The organism is Tsuneonella rigui (genome assembly GCF_003958625.1).
Lineage (GTDB): Bacteria > Pseudomonadota > Alphaproteobacteria > Sphingomonadales > Sphingomonadaceae > Tsuneonella > Tsuneonella rigui.
Genome location: NZ_RSEL01000005.1, coordinates 334,476 through 348,444 on the forward strand (window position 1 = coordinate 334,476; position 13,969 = coordinate 348,444).

Sequence of the window (13,969 nt, forward strand, 5' to 3'; positions counted from 1 at the left end):
CGGATCGCGCGGCGTGGTTCATCCGTCAAGGCATGCCACGGCGTGCCGCTTGTAGGACAGCAGTTTCAGCCCGTCAGCGTGGGTCGGCAGCCCCCGGTTCGCCCTGCCCCGGCGGGCGGGTGCTGACCGGATCGGCGGCGTTGTCGCCCACCGTCCAACTCTGTCCCTTGCCGAGTAGCTTGGCGAGGTTGGTGTCCTTGCCCGCGCTCGACTTGACGCGTTCCTCGGCGACCGCGGCCTCGAAGGTCGGGCGCGGATCGTCGTAGAGCACGCCGAGGGCCATCGGGAACGGCCCGAACGGCATCTCGACCAGCATGTGCGCGATCGAGCGGTTGGTGACGTCGTGGACGATGACATCGGCCGACTGCCAGTCGCCGTCGGTGACCGGCACGACCTTCAACCGCAGCGCCTCGCGGTCGAGCGCGATGCCCTGCGTGCCGCCGGCGAACAGCATCGGCTGCCCGTGCTCAAGCCAGAGCTGGCGGTCCTCGGCGCCCTTCGGCTGGGCGAAGTCGTCGAACACGTCCTTGTTGTAGACGACGCAGTTCTGGAAGATCTCGATGAACGCCGCGCCCTGGTGCGCGTGCGCTGCCTTGAGCACCTCGGGCAGGTTCTTCGACACGTCGAACCCGCGCCCGACGAACCGCGCCCCCGCGCCAAGCGCGAACGCCGCCGGCCGCGCCGGGTGGTCGTAGCTGCCGAGCGGGGTCGAGGGGCTCTTGGTCCCTTCGCGGCTAGTCGGCGAGTACTGGCCCTTGGTGAGGCCGTAGATCTCGTTGTTGAACAGCATGATCTGCATGTTCACGTTGCGCCGGAGCACGTGCATCAGGTGGTTGCCGCCGATGCTGAGGCCGTCGCCGTCACCCGTGACTAGCCAGATGTCGAGATCGGGATTGGCGAGCTTCACCCCCGTCGCCACCGCCGGCGCGCGGCCGTGGATGGTGTGGAAGCCATAGCTCTCCATGTAGTACGGAAAGCGGCTCGAGCAGCCGATGCCGCTGATGAACACCGTGGTCGCCGGGTTGGCGCCGATCTGCGGCAGCGTACGCTGCACCGCCTTGAGGATCGCATAGTCGCCGCACCCGGGGCACCAGCGGACCTCCTGGTCGGTCTCCCAGTCCTTCAGCGTCGTCGCGAAGGGAGTCATGTCGTTCATCTCAATTGTCCCTGTCGTGGTGCAGGCGCAGGTCGCGCGGCAGCGTGCCGTCGTCGTGACCGCTTTCGGGCGTGGGAAGCTGCTGGAGGTTGGCGTCGACTTCCCCGCCCTCGTTGCCGGGAATCCCGTCGAAGAACTTGCCGATCGCTTCTTCCAGCTCGGCGATCTGGAATGGCTGGCCGCTGGTCTTGGTCAGCGGCCTGGCATCGACGAGGAACTGATCGCGCAGCACGGTCTTGAACTGGCCGGTGTTCATTTCTGGCACCAGCACGTGGTCGAACCCGTGCAGAAGCTCGCCGAGGTTGGCGGGTAGCGGCCAGATATGGCGCACGTGGATGTGGCTGACGTCGATGCCGCGATTGCGCGCGCGGCGCACCGCTTGGTGGATGGGGCCGAAAGTGCTGCCCCAGCCTACCACCGCGAGCGTGCCTGAGGTCTCGCCGAGGCAAACGTCCTGATCGGGCACGGAGACCCCGGCGATCTTGCCGACGCGCGCGTCGGTCATCGCCTGGTGGTTGCTGGGCGAATAGTCGATGTGACCGGTGTCAACCGCCTTCTCGATCCCTCCGATACGATGCATCAGGCCCGGGGTGCCGGGCTTGATCCAGGGCCGCGCGCCCTTGAAGTCGCGAGCATAGGGCAACAGGTTGTCGCCGTCGTTCGGCGCATCGAGGAAGGTCACCGGGAACGGCTCGAACCTTGCCGGATCGGGCACCTTCCATGGCTCGGCGGCATTGGCGATGTAGCCGTCGGTCAGCAGCATGACCGGAGTCATGTACTGGACCGCGATGCGGCACGCCTCGATCGCGCATTCGAACGCGTCGCCGGGGCTGCGCGCGGAGACCACCGGCATCGGAGCGTCGCCGTTGCGGCCATAGACCGCCTGGTAGAGGTCGCTCTGTTCGGTCTTGGTCGGGAGGCCCGTCGAGGGACCGCCGCGCTGCGAGTTGACGATCACCAGCGGGAGCTCGGTCATGATCGCAAGGCCCATCGCCTCGCCCTTCAGCGCGATGCCCGGGCCCGACGAGGAGGTGACGCCGAGTTGCCCAGCATAACTCGCACCGATCGCCGCGCAGATCGCGGCGATCTCGTCTTCCGCCTGGAAGGTGGTGACGCCGAATTCCTTGAGCCGCGCGAGGTGATGCAGGATCGCCGATGCGGGCGTGATCGGATAGCCGCCGAAGAACATCGGCAGTTCGGCGAGCTGCGCGCCCGCGACGAGACCGAGACTGATTGCTTCGGCGCCGGTGATCGTGCGGTAAAGACCCGGAGCGCTCTCGACCGGCTCGACATGAAGCTGCTTGAGGGGCCCGGATAGCTCGGCGGTCTCGCCATAGGCATGCCCGGCGTCGAGCGCGGCGATGTTGGCCCCCGCGAGCTCAGGCTTGCCCTTGAACTTCGCGTTCAGCCAATCGTGGATCGGCCCGCGCGGACGGTCGAACATCCACAGCGCGAGGCCGAGGGTCCACATGTTCTTGCAGCGCAGCGCGTCCTTGTTGCCGAGGCCGAACGGCTTCACCGCCTCGACCGTCTGCGCGCTGATGTCGAACGCCAGCACCTGCCACTTGGCGAGGCTGCCGTCGTCCAGCGGATTGGCGGCGTACTTCGCCTTCTCGAGGTTGCGCTTGGTGAACTCGCCGGTGTCGGCGATAATTAGTCCGCCGGGCTTGAGCGCCTGAAGGTTGGTCTTCAGCGCGGCCGGATTCATCGCGACTAGCACGTCGGGCGCGTCGCCGGCGGTCTCAATTGCGGTCGAGCCGAAATTGATCTGGAACGCCGAGACACCGAACAGCGTGCCCTGCGGCGCGCGGATTTCGGCCGGGAAGTCGGGGAACGTGGCGAGATCGTTGCCGGCGAGCGCGGTCGACAGGGTAAACTGCCCGCCGGTGAGCTGCATGCCATCGCCGGAGTCGCCGGCGAAGCGAACGACTACGGCTTCGGGATTTTCGCTCGCAGCGGAATTGAGGGGGCGTTCGGCGGCCTGGGTAGCCATCAGTTGTCCTTGTCGCGGCGCCGACGGGGCGCTCTTGTCGGCTGGCAGCTAGGCAGCGGCCAACTCTCCCACAACCAAGTTTTTCTCCCCGCGCACGAAAATGTCGAGTGGAAAAGCTCTGGAGCGGCGCTAATCATCTTGAAACGCAACCGATCGCGAAAAGGGACCGAGGATGGCCGATAACGAACACTATGTGCGCGACGACGTGCGCGGCTTCCTCGCGATGCTCGAGCAGCTCGGCGGGCCACAGATGGACGAAATCCCCATCGACCAAGCGCGCGCCGGGTACGTGGCGATGAAGTCGCTGGCCGAGGTCGACCCGAAGCCGCTGGCCGTAGTGCGCGACCTCACCTGTCCGGGTCCGGCGGGCGACATTCCCCTACGGCTCTACGATGCGCAGGAGCATCGCGCTCCCGGCCCGGTGGTGATGTTTTACCACGGCGGCGGGTTCACCATCGGCGATCTCGATACCCACGATGCGTTCTGTACCGAGCTCGCCGCCGGGCTCAATCTGCCGGTGGTGGCAGTGCATTATCGCCTCGCGCCCGAACACCCCTTCCCCGCCGCGCCGGAAGACTGTGAAGCCGCGACCCGCTGGGTGGCCGGCAATCCGCAGGAACTGGGTCGTCAGGCGACGGGTCTCATCACCACCGGCGACAGCGCGGGCGGCAACCTCTCGATCGTCATCGCGCAGGCGCTCTCGGACAAGGCGGCGGCGGTGCCGGTGATCCTGCAGGCGCCGATCTACCCGATCGCCAGCCCGGTCGAGGAAACGACCAGCTACAAGAGTTTCGCCGAGGGCTTCTTGCTCACTGCGCGGACGATGGGCTTCTTCTCCGACAGCTACGCCGCCGATCCGAACGACAAGCGCAACTACCCGATCCTCCACGACAATCACGCGGCGAGCCCGCCCACCGTGCTGATCACCGCGGGCCTCGACCCCTTGCGTGATTCGGGACGCGAATACGCCGCGCACCTGATCCAGCACGGGGTCGACGTGATCTATCTGGAGGCGAAGGGCAACGTCCACGGCTTCATCACCATTCGCAAGGCGGTGCCGAGCGCGCAGGGCGATGTCGAGACCTTCATTGACGCGGTGAAGCTGATGCTGGAGCGGCATTCGGCATGATGCCGACCGAATACCGCCCCTGCGTGGGCGTGATGCTGGTTAACGCCGAGGGCAAGGCCTTCGTCGGCAAGCGGATCGACAACAAGGAAGGCGACTGGTGGCAGATGCCGCAAGGCGGCGTCGATCCGGGCGAGGACCTCGCCGATGCCGCGCTGCGCGAGCTGGCCGAAGAGACCGGGATTACGGCCGACCAGGTCTCACTGATCGGCCGCTTGCCGGAAGCGATGCGCTACGACCTGCCCGAGGAACTGATCGGCACGCTGTGGAACGGGCAGTACCGCGGGCAGGAGCAGGTCTGGTTCCTCGCCCGCTTTGCCGGCAACGACGATGATCTCGACCTCGAAGCGCACGATACGCCGGAGTTCTGCGAGTACCGCTGGGTCGATCCGGAGGAGCTGCCCGAGCTGATCGTGCCCTTCAAGAAGCGCGTGTACCGCGCTGTCGTCGAAGGGTTTCGGGAGCTGGTCTGACTTAGTTCTTCTGCGTGACGACAGCGTCAGGCAGAACTGCCTCGGCGGTGAGCACGCGCTGCTGCGGGCCCTTGGCGATCGCGGCGGCGAGCTGCGAGGTCTCGGGGCACTTGTCGCCGCACATCGATTGTAGCTTGGCGAGGTTACGGCGCGCCTTCTCGACCGCGCCCTTCTCGACCAGCGCGGCGCCTTCGCCCGAGAGCGCGGCGAGATTGTCCGGCTCACGCTCGAGCGCGAGGCGGTAGTAGCGGATCGCCTTGCCCTGCAGCCCGTTGAGCCGCGCCGCTTCGGCAAGATCGAGGAAGATCCCCGTCGCCGCCGGGTCCACCGCCAGCGCCGCTTCGTAGGCGTCGACCGCCTTTTCGGGCTGGCCGGCCGCAATCGCCGCGTGGCCCTGCGCCACCAGCGCGGCGGCGCGCGGGTCGGTCACGTGGTCGTCGCTCTGCCCGACGCTCGCGGTCATCGCGAAAACGATCGCCAAAGCGGCGGCGGGGGCGGCGAAACGCATCAGCAACTCCTTCGGGCGCGACGTCCGGGTTTTTACGGGCTCGGCCATAATGCGCGTGATTAACACGGGCGAGATAGACGCGCGATGAAAAATCCGTCCGTGCCGTCGTGAAACGGCGACAGGCGCCATCCTTTCCCGCGCGCGCGGCCAAGCGGGAGATCGACCAGATCGGCCGACCATCCGGGGTGGCGGGCGAGGAAGATTTCGACCTGGTCGGCGCCCTCGGCATCGAGCAGCGAGCAGGTGACGAAGGTGAGCCTGCCGCCCGGCTTGACGAGCTCTGCGGCGATATCGAGCAGACGCGCCTGCGTGTCCGCAAACCGCCCCAGCCGTTCGGGCGTGAGCCGCCACCGCGCCTCTGGGTTGCGGCGCCAGGTGCCGGTCCCCGAGCACGGCGCATCGACCAGCACCGCGTCCGCCGCACCGCGCAAGTCGGCCAGCATTTCAAGCTCTTGTCGGGGATTGATGAGACGCGTCTCGATCATCCCCGCCCCCGCCCGCTCGGCGCGCGGCGCGAGCCGCGAGAGGCGGTTGCGGTCGGTATCGGCGGCGATCAGGGTGCCGCTGTTGTTCATCGCGGCGGCCAGGGCGAGCGTCTTGCCGCCGGCGCCGGCGCACAGGTCGATTACGGTTTCGCCCGGCTGCGCGCCGACCGCGAGGCAGGCGAGCTGCGAGCCGGTGTCCTGCACCTCGATGCGGCCATCGCGGAATCCGTCCCAAGTCTCGACCGGCGAAGCAGGTTCGACCCGCAGGCCTTGCGGCGCGTCGGTTGGCTGGGCGGGCACCGGCAGCTCCATCGTCGACCGATCGGCCTTGAGCGTGTTAACCCTCAGGTCCAGCGGCGCCCTGTCGAGTAGCGCGGCAGCCTCCTTATCCGCGATGCCCGATGCGGCGAGTTCGGCAAGCAGCCATTCGGGAGCGATGCCGCCCTCAGCGGCCACTTCCGCGGGTGCGACCGGCGCAGGGCCGTGAGTGGAGCCGTCGAACAGCGGAGCAAGCGAAGGGTCGTCCGCCACCAGCCGCAACATCGCCGCGCGCCCACTCGGCGGCAACGGCCCACAGGCCCGTATGGCGCGATACACCAGCTCGCGCACCGCGCGACGGTCCTTGGACCCGGCATATCGGCGGGTGCGGAAGTAGTCGGACACTAACCGGTCCGCCGGCGCGCCATCGGCCTGCGCCGCGGCGATCACCGCGTCGAGCAGCTCGATCGCCGCCTGGACCCGCGCGGCGGGTGTCATCGAGTCGGGTAGTTCGGCGCCTCGCGGGTGATCGCGACGTCGTGCACGTGGCTCTCGGCGAGGCCCGCGCCGGTGATGCGCACGAAGCGCGCCTTCTCGCGCAGCTCCTCGAGCGTGGCCGAGCCGGTATAGCCCATCGCCGCCTTGATCCCGCCGACCAGCTGATGGACCACGTCCTTGGCTGGGCCCTTGTACGGCACCTGCCCCTCGATCCCCTCGGGCACCAGCTTCAACGCCGAAACGTCCTGCTGGAAGTACCGATCGGCCGAGCCGCGCGCCATCGCGCCGACGCTGCCCATCCCGCGGTACGATTTGTAGCTGCGGCCTTGATAGAGGAAGGTCTCGCCCGGGCTCTCGGCGGTGCCCGCCAGCATCGAGCCGATCATGATGCTGGAAGCACCGGCCGCCAGCGCCTTGGCAGCGTCACCGCTGGTCCGCAGACCACCGTCGGCGATTACCGGCACACCCGACTTCGCGCCCTCGGCCGCGCATTCGAGCACCGCGGTGAGCTGCGGCACCCCCACGCCCGCGACCACGCGGGTAGTGCAGATCGAGCCCGGCCCGATGCCGACCTTCACCGCATCCGCGCCCGCGTCGATCAGCGCTCGGGTTGCCTCGGCGGTCGCGACGTTGCCGGCGATGACATGGACCGAATTCGACAGCGTCTTGGCCCGCTCAACCGCCCGCGCAACATCCTTGTTGTGCCCGTGCGCGGTGTCGATGATCACGACGTCGCATTCGGCTGCGATCAGAGCTTCGGTGCGGGCAAAGCCCTTATCGCCCACCGTAGTCGCGGCGGCGACGCGCAGGCGGCCCGCTTCGTCCTTGGTGGCGTCGGGATAGTTGACCGCCTTCTCGATGTCCTTGACCGTGATCAGGCCGACGCACTTGTAGTCGGCATCGACTACCAGCAGCTTCTCGATCCGCCGCTGGTGCAGCAGCCGCCGAGCATCTTCCTGGCCGGTCCCAAGCGGCACGGTCGCGAGGTTTTCGCGCGTCATCAGTTCCTTGACTGGCTGCCCGGGGTTCTCGGCGAAGCGCACGTCGCGGTTCGTGAGGATGCCGCACAGCTTGCCATTGCCGTCGGTGACCGGAATGCCGCTGATGCGGTTGGCGGTCATCAGCGCCTGCGCCTCGCCCAGCGTGGCGTCGGGACCGATGGTGATCGGGTTCACCACCATCCCGCTTTCGAAGCGCTTGACCGCGCGGACGGCGGCGACCTGTTCGTCGATATCGAGGTTGCGGTGAAGCACGCCGATGCCGCCCAATTGCGCCATGACGATCGCCATGTCGGCCTCGGTCACGGTGTCCATCGCGGCCGAGATCACCGGGATGTTGAGCGCAATCCCGCGCGTCAGCATGGTGCGGGTATCGGCCATCGCGGGGACGATGTCGCTCTCCCCCGGACGCAGCAGGACGTCGTCGAAGGTCAGGCCGAGGGGGATGTCGTCGTGGGCCACAGGTGCGCGCTTTCGCCGGGAGAATCGTGGCGGCCCATCTAACGAGACACTCTGTCAGCCGCTAGGGGCAGCGGCGCTTTTTCCTTTGGCGCCCGGCCAGCGCTGCACATCGGCGAAATAGCGTACCAGCGCCTGGGTGAGCAGGAGGTCGTCCGCCGCCCCGCCCAGTTCGATGCCCGCCGCCTCGTCGCTTGGCTGGTGGTAGCGTTCGCGGGTGTAGCGCTCGAGCGGTCCCGGCTGCCCGAACGCGCTGGTGACCGAGACCGCCGGCACGTCACGCTGCAGCAGCGCCCAGCCGTCCTGCCGGCGGACATAGTCCTGCGCGAGATGCTCGTCGCCTTCCTTGCGGCGCAAATCGGACATCACCTGCTGGATGCCCGGGTCGAGCGGCGTCAGGCCCTTGCCCACGATCGCCACCGGGCTGCCGGTTGGCGCCACCGCCACGGTATCGAGGTTGAACGCAGCGACGATCGAATCGAGCGGGATCGGCGGGTTCTCGGTAAACGCCTGCGCGCCGAGCAGGCCCCATTCCTCCGCCGTAGTGGCGAGGAAATAGACGTCGCGATCGAGCTTGGGCCCAGCGCTCAGCCGCTTGGCAAGTTCGGTGAGCACCGCCAGCCCGCTCGCGTTGTCGACCGCGCCGTTGCAGATGAGGTCGGTCGCCGGCGGTTCGGCGCAGCGGCCGAAGTGATCCCAGTGAGCCAGCAGCAACACCGCGCCCGCTCCTTCGCGTCGGCCGGGCAGGCGCGCGATCAGGTTGAAGGTGCGCACCGAGCCCGGCGAGGAGGTCGCCTCGATGGTCGCGGTGATATCGAGCGGCACCGGCTTGAACTCAGCCTCGCGCGCGCCGGCGGTGAGCGCCGCCAGCTTCTGCTCGCCGATCATCGCCGCCATCGCGGGCCGCGAGATGAAGCCGTCGATCGCCGCGCCGTCCTCGCCCCCGGCGATCCGGTAGCTCCCGCGACGGCGGGTGGAGGTCAGGTGCGCCAGTTCGCTTTCGTCCTCGACGATCGCCAGCACCGCGGAAGCACCCGCCTGCAGCAGCGCGTCGTGCTGTTCGGTCTGCCCGGCGTGATCCCACAGCATGACCGCGACGCGGCCGGCCACTTCGGAGCGGTCGAGCCCCTGCCCCGCCAGCCCGACGAACACCATCGGCGCGCGTTGGACCAGCCCGCGGGTTCCTTGCGTGAACACCGCGACGCCCGGGTCGGGCAGCGCGATGGACCGGCCATCGCGATAGAAGCGCGCGACGCTCTTGTCGGGCAGGCTTTGCGACAGCGCGACCGGCGCGAACCACGGGTTGGCGGGGTCATTGGTGCCCGACTCCAGCCCGGCAGCCTGCCACTCGCGCGCGAGGTAGCGCAGCGTCTTGGTCTCGCCTTCGGTGCCCGGCTGGCGGCCGCCGAAATCGTCGCTCGCCAGCACCCCGATATGGCGCGCCAGCGCCGCTTCTATCGCGCTCCGATCACGCGCAACCGGGGCCGCCGGCACGGTCGCGCAGCCGCCGAGCATCGCGAGTGCGGCAATCCACGCCAAGCGCATCGGATGTCCCCGGAGAAGTCCCTGCTGCGGCAAGCTACTCGGTCGTCCAGCCGCCGTCGACGCTCCAGTTGGCGCCGGTGACGTTCTGCGCCTCGTCGCGGCACAGGAACACCGCGATCGCGCCGATCTCGGCCGGCTGGACGAACTTCTTGGTCGCCTGCTTCACCAGCAACACATCGTTGATCACCTGGTCGCGAGTCAGCCCGCGCGCTTCCATCGTGTCGGGGATCTGGTTCTCGACCAGCGAGGTCCACACGTAGCCGGGGCTGATGCAGTTGGCGGTCACACCATAGGGAGCGACTTCCAGCGCAACCGTCTTGGTCAGCCCGTCGAGCCCGTGCTTGGCGGCGTTGTAGGCGGACTTGAACGGCGAGGCGACCTTGGAGTGGGCGCTCGCGGTGTTGATGATCCGCCCCCAGCCTTGCGCCTTCATGTGCGGCACCGCGAGGCGGGTGGTGTGGAACGCCGCGGTCAGGTTAAGCGCGACGATCAGGTCCCACTTGTCGACCGGAAACTCCTCGACCGGGGAGACGTGCTGCATGCCGGCATTGTTGACCAGGATATCGACCGGTCCGGCCTCCGCCATCAACGCCTCGCAGCCCTCGCGGGTGGTGAGATCGGCGTTGACGTGCGCGGCGCCGAGCTCCTCACGCAGCTTGGCGATCTCGTCCGCATCACCGAAGCCGTTGAGCACCACTTCGGCGCCTTCAGCCCTGAGCGCACGGGCGATCGCGAGCCCGATGCCCGAGGTGGAGCCGGTGACCAGCGCGCGCTTGCCGTTCAGGAACATTTGCACCCTTCCAGGAATTGATCGGCGAACAGCCGTTGGCCTGCTCCTTGCCAAGCGCGTGGCGGCTGTCCAGTGATTACGCCGCGCAGGGTCGGCAAAAAGATAATGGGGGAGCGCAATGCGGCTCAACAGGTTCGATCCGTCACGCATTCGAGTTGAAGGCGGCGGGGGCGGCGGCTTCCCCGGCGGGATGGGTGGCGGCGTGGGCTGCGGCTCGGTCGTGATTGCATTGATCGCGGCGCTGGTGTTCGGCGTCGATCCCTCGTCGATGCTAGGGGGGATGCAAAGCGGTGCGCCGACCCAAGTCCAGGGTAATGGCTCGCAGCAATCGGTTGAGGAGCTCTGCACCGCAAACGCCTACGCGACCGAAGCCTGCAACACCTTGCAATCGCTCGATGAAACCTGGGCACCTGAGTTCCAGCGAGCTGGTATCCAGTTCGCTCAGCCCACGCTGAAGTTCTATTCGGGCGGCGTAAATTCGGGCTGCGGCGCGGCGTCGAGTGCGGCGGGCCCGTTTTACTGCCCGGCCGACCAGAAGATCTACATCGACACGAGCTTCTACGACCAGCTCGACCGGCAGCTCGGCGCGCGCGGCGACTTTGCACGCTATTACGTCGTCGCGCACGAATACGGGCATCACATCCAGACTCTTACTGGCGTCGCCGATGCGGTCCGGAGTGCGCAGAGCCAGGATCCCCGCAGCGCGAACCAGCTGCAAGTGCGCATGGAGCTCCAAGCCGATTGCTACGCCGGCGTGTGGGCGGGCAAGAACCGCAATTTGATCGAGCCGGGCGATTTCGAGGAGGGCATGACCGCCGCCAGCGCGATCGGCGACGACCGGCTGACCGGCGGCCGGGTGAGCTCGGAGAACTTCACCCACGGCACCAGCGCCCAGCGGATGGAAGCGCTGCGGGCCGGCATGGAGAGCGCCAATGACGCGGTGTGCGATCGCTATGTCCAGGTCCGCTGACATGCTGCGCGCATCGCTCGTCGCCGTGACGATCGCGCTCGTCGCGAGCCCCGCAGCCGCGCGCAACCAGGACCAGCCCGTCGCCGGGCGCGAGCCCGACGCGCAGGACGTGGCGATGACCCCGCTCAACGATCTCAACCTGTCGAAGGACGAAATCCCCGCGGTCCTGATCACCGCCGCGACCGATCCCTATTCGAGCGACGGCCTTAACGGATGCCCGGCGATCCAGGCGGCGATCGCAGATCTCGATGCCGCGCTCGGTCCGGACATGGATGTCGCGACTGGCGAGACCGACCGGCTGAGCACCGGGCGGATGGCGAAGAGCGTGGTCGCCTCGTTCATCCCCTTCCGGGGCATCCTGCGCGAAATTACCGGCGCTGCCGGGCAAGAGCGCGCGCTGCAATCGGCGATCTACGCGGGCGCGGTGCGGCGCGGGTTCTTGAAGGGCCTTGGGCAGCAGAAAGGCTGCGCCTATCCGGCGCGTCCTGCGTTCACCCGGGTCGCGGTCATCCCCTCCCCGCCGCCCGCCGCGAAGCCGCGCAAGGGCGACAAGGGCGGCAAACAGGAGCTGCAAACGGTAACCTTCGTCGAAGGCGAAGTCGTGCAGCCGGTCCCCCGCCGCCGCTAGATACGCGAACGGGGACGGCTAGCGCCGCCCCCGCCGCCGTCCGGGGCGTGTTGGGGACAAGTTACCCGGTGGCTATTTCTCCGCTTCGATCCGCGCGATCTCGCGGTCGAGCGATTCCAGCACTTCCTTCCTGACGCTCTCGCTCATCTCGTTGCTGCGCGCGACCTGATCGCGGGCGGCGCGGATGCCGCTGAGGGCGTGGCCGTTGATGCGCTGGCGGCAGATCTTGATCACCCGCTTGCCGTCGGGCGAGGTCGTCTCGCTGACATCCTCCGCGCCGTCGCAGTTCATCACCACGCGCGGGGCGCGGGCGATGGCGAGCCGGGCATGCTCACCGGCGAGCGCCGACTCCCGTGCGAGCGGAGCGAGGCGCTCGCGGTCGATGACCACCACCCGCTTGGCCATGTCGGCGTCGACTTGACCGAGCCGCTCATGGAGTTCCTTCATCTGCTTCTCGAAGGCCTTCTCGTCGAACTCGCCGTCGGCCGTCACCACGCGGTAGCGCTGGCCGCGGGCGAGCTTGCCGTGGTGCTTCCCGTCCTTGTCGGTGCGGACGACCACCACCCGCCGCTCGCGGTGCGCGCCGTCGCCATCGTCGTGGAACACGTAGGTGTGATCCTCCGCACCGGGCGCGATCACATCGACCGGCTCCACGGGCGCGAGCGGCGCTTCCGGCGGAGCCATCGGAGCGGGCGGCGGCGCGGGCGGCGTCGGGGGCAGCGGCGCCTCGATGCTGTCGTCCTGCGCATAGCTGATCGAGGCGGTCAGCGGCACCAGCAGCACGCTGGCGCCGACCAGCAGCGCACCGGCGCGCCGGCGACGAATGGAAGGAGTGGTCATGGTCAGGTTCCTCAAACGGTGAACGATCGATTTGTCGCCCAGCACGGGGCAGGCCATCGGTGCCGCCAGGGCGCCGCGCGGGCCGGCAACGGCGGAGGCGATGAGCTGGGCGTAGGCCGCGCGCTCGACCCGGTCGCAGTGCTCGACCACGCGGGCGTCGCAAGCGGCCTCCTGGTCGCGGCGCATCGCGCGCCAGCCGAACAACGAGAGCGGATTGAACCAGTGCAGCGCGAACAGCGGCAGCGCGACGAAGTTGAACGCGAGGTCGTGCGCGCGGTGATGCGCCAGCTCGTGCGAGAGAGCGAGATCACGCGCCCGCCGGTCGGTCCAGGCCATGAAGCCGGGCGGGAGCGCAACGACTTTGTCGAACACCCCGAACGCGAGCGGCGATGCGGTGGCAGGCGTCTCGAGCAAGCGGACTTTGCCGTGCACACCGACCGGGTAGGCATCGGCCAACAGATCGCGCCGGAGGCAAGCGTAGGAAACGAGGCGCAAGACGATGTAGACCACCGCGCCGGCGGCCCAGATTGCCACCAGCAGTGCGAGCCAATCCAACGAGGGCGCCGCTGCCGCGGCTGGGGTCGCCACCTCATCAACCGGCAGGACGAGGATTGCCGCATCGGCCGTCGCGGTGGCATCCACGCTCGGCGCGAGCCACGCCGGCAGGACGATCGGCGGCAAGATCAGACGCAGCAACGGTAGCACCCACAGGGCATACGCGGCCTTGGGGCCGAGGTGCCGCGCAACCGGTCGCCGGGCGACGAGCACCAGCGCGATCAGAGCGCCGGTCCACACGAGCGTGTCAAACAGCCAGCTCATCGCCGCAGCTCCTTCAGGAGCGCTTCGATCTCGGCGAGATCCTGGTCGGTGAGCGTCTCGTTCTCCGCAAGGTGCGCGATCAGCGGGGCCGCGCGGCCGCCGAACAGCCGTTCGACGAGGCGCTTCGATTCACTGCCGACATAAGCGGCGCGTTCGATCAGCGGCGAATAGAGGAAGCGGCGGCCGTCGGGCTCGGTCTCCACGGCGCCCTTGGCGACCAGGCGCCCAAGCAGGGTCTTGACCGTCGGCATCGACCAGTCGCGCTCCTTGCAGACGCGGTCGCACACTTCGGCAGCGGACAGCGGACTCTGCTCCCACAGCGCCTCCATCACGGCGTGCTCGGCTTCGCTGATGCGCTCTGACTTGAGGTCGTTTTCGTCGCTCATCGGGTATCCTCCCCAGGACCTTTGAACACCTTTCGAC

At 68.2% G+C, this 13,969-nt stretch carries 13 protein-coding genes; 4 read left to right on the top strand and 9 right to left on the bottom strand.

Annotated elements, in window-relative coordinates:
- Positions 1–73: 73 nt before the first annotated feature.
- Positions 74–1,156, bottom strand: a complete 1,083-nt coding sequence (locus tag ELY12_RS02365; protein WP_126175093.1) for a 2-oxoacid:ferredoxin oxidoreductase subunit beta — start codon at positions 1,154–1,156, stop codon at positions 74–76.
- 1 nt (position 1,157) lies between these two features.
- On the bottom strand, positions 1,158–3,149 hold the full coding sequence (locus tag ELY12_RS02370; RefSeq protein ID WP_126175094.1) for a 2-oxoacid:acceptor oxidoreductase subunit alpha: 1,992 nt from the start codon (positions 3,147–3,149) through the stop codon (positions 1,158–1,160).
- 172 nt (positions 3,150–3,321) lie between these two features.
- Between ELY12_RS02370 and ELY12_RS02375 the strand changes: the two genes are divergently transcribed.
- Positions 3,322–4,278 (top strand): alpha/beta hydrolase, encoded by a 957-nt coding sequence (locus tag ELY12_RS02375; RefSeq protein ID WP_126175095.1) that lies wholly within the window; start codon positions 3,322–3,324, stop codon positions 4,276–4,278.
- Positions 4,275–4,748 carry an RNA pyrophosphohydrolase gene (locus tag ELY12_RS02380; RefSeq protein ID WP_126175096.1) on the top strand — a complete coding sequence of 158 codons (474 nt, stop codon included), beginning with the start codon at positions 4,275–4,277 and terminating at the stop codon, positions 4,746–4,748. Before ELY12_RS02375 ends, ELY12_RS02380 begins: the two co-directional genes overlap by 4 nt.
- Position 4,749: 1 nt before the next feature.
- Here the strand turns inward: ELY12_RS02380 and ELY12_RS02385 are convergent, their stop codons facing one another.
- Genes ELY12_RS02385 through ELY12_RS02405 form a run of 5 tightly spaced genes read right to left on the bottom strand, consistent with a single transcriptional unit; the run spans position 4,750 to position 10,289 of the window.
- Positions 4,750–5,256 carry a tetratricopeptide repeat protein gene (locus ELY12_RS02385; RefSeq protein ID WP_241229686.1) on the bottom strand — a complete coding sequence of 169 codons (507 nt, stop codon included), beginning with the start codon at positions 5,254–5,256 and terminating at the stop codon, positions 4,750–4,752.
- A 59-nt stretch (positions 5,257–5,315) separates the two neighbouring features.
- Complete coding sequence (locus tag ELY12_RS02390) at positions 5,316–6,497, bottom strand: RsmB/NOP family class I SAM-dependent RNA methyltransferase (RefSeq protein WP_126175098.1); 1,182 nt, start codon at positions 6,495–6,497, stop codon at positions 5,316–5,318.
- Positions 6,494–7,957 (bottom strand): IMP dehydrogenase, encoded by a 1,464-nt coding sequence (gene guaB / locus ELY12_RS02395; RefSeq protein ID WP_126175099.1) that lies wholly within the window; start codon positions 7,955–7,957, stop codon positions 6,494–6,496. The genes ELY12_RS02390 and guaB overlap by 4 nt, the downstream gene beginning before the upstream one ends.
- Before the next feature lie 54 nt (positions 7,958–8,011).
- Positions 8,012–9,499: a M28 family metallopeptidase gene (locus tag ELY12_RS02400; protein ID WP_126175100.1), complete on the bottom strand. Its 1,488-nt coding sequence runs from the start codon at positions 9,497–9,499 to the stop codon at positions 8,012–8,014.
- Positions 9,500–9,533: 34 nt separating this feature from the next.
- Positions 9,534–10,289 carry a 3-hydroxybutyrate dehydrogenase gene (locus ELY12_RS02405; protein WP_206435749.1) on the bottom strand — a complete coding sequence of 252 codons (756 nt, stop codon included), beginning with the start codon at positions 10,287–10,289 and terminating at the stop codon, positions 9,534–9,536.
- A 118-nt stretch (positions 10,290–10,407) separates the two neighbouring features.
- On the opposite strand from ELY12_RS02405, the gene ypfJ reads away from it, so the two are divergent.
- Positions 10,408–11,259, top strand: a complete 852-nt coding sequence (gene ypfJ / locus ELY12_RS02410; protein WP_126175102.1) for a KPN_02809 family neutral zinc metallopeptidase — start codon at positions 10,408–10,410, stop codon at positions 11,257–11,259.
- A 1-nt stretch (position 11,260) separates the two neighbouring features.
- On the top strand, positions 11,261–11,887 hold the full coding sequence (locus ELY12_RS02415) for a hypothetical protein (RefSeq protein ID WP_206435750.1): 627 nt from the start codon (positions 11,261–11,263) through the stop codon (positions 11,885–11,887).
- Positions 11,888–11,959: 72 nt separating this feature from the next.
- On the opposite strand, the gene ELY12_RS02420 is transcribed toward ELY12_RS02415, so the two are convergent.
- Positions 11,960–13,546, bottom strand: coding sequence for a M56 family metallopeptidase (locus ELY12_RS02420; RefSeq protein ID WP_126175103.1), 1,587 nt, complete (start codon positions 13,544–13,546; stop codon positions 11,960–11,962).
- Positions 13,543–13,932 (bottom strand): BlaI/MecI/CopY family transcriptional regulator, encoded by a 390-nt coding sequence (locus ELY12_RS02425; protein WP_126175104.1) that lies wholly within the window; start codon positions 13,930–13,932, stop codon positions 13,543–13,545. The genes ELY12_RS02420 and ELY12_RS02425 overlap by 4 nt, the downstream gene beginning before the upstream one ends.
- Positions 13,933–13,969 lie beyond the last annotated feature (37 nt).

Bases quoted from the DNA above. Each gene is read 5' to 3' on its own strand.
- ELY12_RS02375 (WP_126175095.1), top strand. From the start codon at position 3,322: ATGGCCGATAACGAACACTATGTGCGCGACGACGTGCGCGGCTTCCTC.
- ELY12_RS02370 (WP_126175094.1), bottom strand. From the start codon at position 3,149: ATGGCTACCCAGGCCGCCGAACGCCCCCTCAATTCCGCTGCGAGCGAA.
- ELY12_RS02415 (WP_206435750.1), top strand. From the start codon at position 11,261: ATGCTGCGCGCATCGCTCGTCGCCGTGACGATCGCGCTCGTCGCGAGC.
- ELY12_RS02365 (WP_126175093.1), bottom strand. From the start codon at position 1,156: ATGAACGACATGACTCCCTTCGCGACGACGCTGAAGGACTGGGAGACC.
- ypfJ (WP_126175102.1), top strand. From the start codon at position 10,408: ATGCGGCTCAACAGGTTCGATCCGTCACGCATTCGAGTTGAAGGCGGC.
- ELY12_RS02385 (WP_241229686.1), bottom strand. From the start codon at position 5,256: ATGCGTTTCGCCGCCCCCGCCGCCGCTTTGGCGATCGTTTTCGCGATG.
- ELY12_RS02390 (WP_126175098.1), bottom strand. From the start codon at position 6,497: ATGACACCCGCCGCGCGGGTCCAGGCGGCGATCGAGCTGCTCGACGCG.
- ELY12_RS02425 (WP_126175104.1), bottom strand. From the start codon at position 13,932: ATGAGCGACGAAAACGACCTCAAGTCAGAGCGCATCAGCGAAGCCGAG.
- ELY12_RS02380 (WP_126175096.1), top strand. From the start codon at position 4,275: ATGATGCCGACCGAATACCGCCCCTGCGTGGGCGTGATGCTGGTTAAC.
- ELY12_RS02420 (WP_126175103.1), bottom strand. From the start codon at position 13,546: ATGAGCTGGCTGTTTGACACGCTCGTGTGGACCGGCGCTCTGATCGCG.
- ELY12_RS02400 (WP_126175100.1), bottom strand. From the start codon at position 9,499: ATGCGCTTGGCGTGGATTGCCGCACTCGCGATGCTCGGCGGCTGCGCG.
- ELY12_RS02405 (WP_206435749.1), bottom strand. From the start codon at position 10,289: ATGTTCCTGAACGGCAAGCGCGCGCTGGTCACCGGCTCCACCTCGGGC.